Origin of the sequence: Caballeronia jiangsuensis (assembly GCF_046030135.1) — a bacterium.
Lineage (GTDB): Bacteria > Pseudomonadota > Gammaproteobacteria > Burkholderiales > Burkholderiaceae > Caballeronia > Caballeronia jiangsuensis.
In genome coordinates, this window is record NZ_JAQQDB010000093.1 from 1 (window position 1) to 2,183 (window position 2,183).

Here is a 2,183-nt window from a genome sequence, read left to right on the forward strand (position 1 = left end):
ACGGTCTTGATCTTTGGCGGAATTCCCGAGATTTCCTTGAGTTGCCAATTCGTCGGCGCTGACCGGTTCCAGCCTCGTACAAAGTTCTGATGAAGTCGCTGTAACGCCGGTCCCTCGACACGACACGCGTAGTCCTGGTACGGCTTACCGTAACGGTACTGATAAGACACGGCGCGATTTTCGATTGCGGACTCATGATCCAACTCGCCCGGCGCAACTCCGCCCCACAATTTATATGGCAATCTCATTTCCTCTCGCAGCGGATCGTCGATTGCGTGGTTCTGCGTGTCCCAGTAATCCGTCACTGAGTTCAGCCCCATGACATAGCCCACCGCACCGGTGCCATCATTGTGTGCATAGTCGATCAAAACAGGCTTCTGATGGTGAGTAGCGAAGCTCAATGCAGCGCCCTCGCCCGGCAGCGCGGGCACGTCGTCTTCGTCCTTCAGGCCTGCGTATGCATCTCCCGGGCTAGCGCTTCGGAAAACTATTTGAAGATTCGTGTGGTCTGCTGGTCCGTTTCGATTTGCGAGATTGCGCTGCCACCAGGCGGTGCAGTACTTCTGCCTCTCTGCGCTCTCATACGGAGAGTTCAATGACTGCACAAAGTTCGATATCGGACTGTTGGCCTTCGGCACATCCGTGTAGCCCGGCATATTGTTCTGAAACTCCGAGGCAAGTGTGTTGTGCCAGACCAGCATCCGTACCTTCACCCCTCGTTGCGCCGCTTTCTCCAGCACGTCGCCATAAGTCTGACCACGAGGCCATGTGTCGCCACCGCGCACGAGTTCCATTCCCGGATCGAAACCCCAGCAGACCAGTTCGACAGTGCCCTTCGCTTTCGCAATATCTTCTGCAATCGAAGCAAAGCCCTCTTGACCACAGATCATGAACTTTAACTTGTTGCCGTAGTATTTCTTGACTTCCGGCTCGTTTTCCAGAAACCACTGCGCAGAACCCATTGCCTGACGTACAACTTCATCAATATGAACGTCTGCCGTGTTTTGAGTTTTCAGGTTGCTCATGTTTTCGTTCTCCGCTTTCAGCTCATTCGCTCGCCGCGGTTGGTTCGATATTCAATGTGTGCAAAATCAGCGTTGAGTGCATCTTTGACGTTCAAATCGAATTGACCGCCGTTACTCAACTTCACCCGGTAAGTCGACGTCCCGGGTTGATGGTCCGGCACAATTACGCGACCGAATTCGTCAGTCACGCCTTGTGCAATTTTTGCGCTACCCTTGAATAGCTCATATGGCTCGTCCACATAGCGGTGGGCTTCGTCGTGCGCCAAGGCACCGAGTATGAAGTGCAGATCCTCCTTGCTCGGCCGCGATTCAGGCAAAGTTGGCAAGCGCTCCGAATCAGGCCCACTAAAGTTGCGACTCGCAGAATGGACCTCGAAGCTACCCGATGTGCCGGTTCGCACGCCTCCAAGACTCCAGCGCGTGTAGCTGCCCCCACCAACTATCTCTACCTCCTCCTTCGCGGAGATCGTGATGCGATTCGCCGTCACAGTCACATTAAGCTTCGCCAGCAGATTGATACTGTCTTTTAGAGCCTTTATATCGATATCGCCGCCCGCAGCAACCAGTCGCATACCGGCTTGCTGTACGAACAGTCGCAGCTTCGAGCGCACCGTCGCGAAGAGAGAAGCATCTGCTGCAATACCAATGTGACCACCTGTAGTCAGCGCGAGATGCTCACCGCTAGCAAGATGAGTCGTGCCGGCTGTTGTTGCCTGGATGCCGTTCGGGCTCGCGAAGGTTAGATGCGCTTCGGCAAGTTCCGGGAAAGCGTTCGGGCCTGATTTTGGTCCGCCCTTTACCGTCGCGTTCTGCGCCTTCAGCGCCGCTGTTACCTCCCTCTGGTCCGCGCCCGCGTCTTGCGCCTGATTCTGCTGCGCCATGCCGACGAGGTTCTCATGCGTGTCGCGCGCTTCGGTGAGCCGCTGCACCGTCTCGCCCATTTCTTTCGCGGGCGAGTTGGCACCACTGCGCGTCTCGGTCGTAATGAGCATGCCCCGATTCGCCCGCAGCACGCCCCACGCGTCCGTCGCGAGTTCCCAACCCAGCCCGCGCGCCTGCTGACGACCCGCGCGGTACTCGATGCGCGTGTTGTACCCCAGCACCAGCCGCGAGTTGGCCTGATCGCTCGCCACCTGAACCTGCTGCTGGCCGGGCGTA

2 protein-coding genes are annotated in these 2,183 nt (G+C 57.0%); both read right to left on the reverse strand.

Annotation, left to right across the window (positions count from 1 at the left end; genetic code table 11):
- Nucleotides 1–1,025 (reverse strand): phospholipase D-like domain-containing protein (locus tag PQR08_RS38440; RefSeq protein WP_459251873.1); only part of this gene is annotated, 1,025 nt, incomplete at its 3' end.
- 17 nt (nt 1,026–1,042) lie between these two features.
- On the reverse strand, nt 1,043–2,183 hold a 1,141-nt coding region (locus PQR08_RS38445; RefSeq protein WP_408164448.1), incomplete at its 5' end, for a DUF2345 domain-containing protein.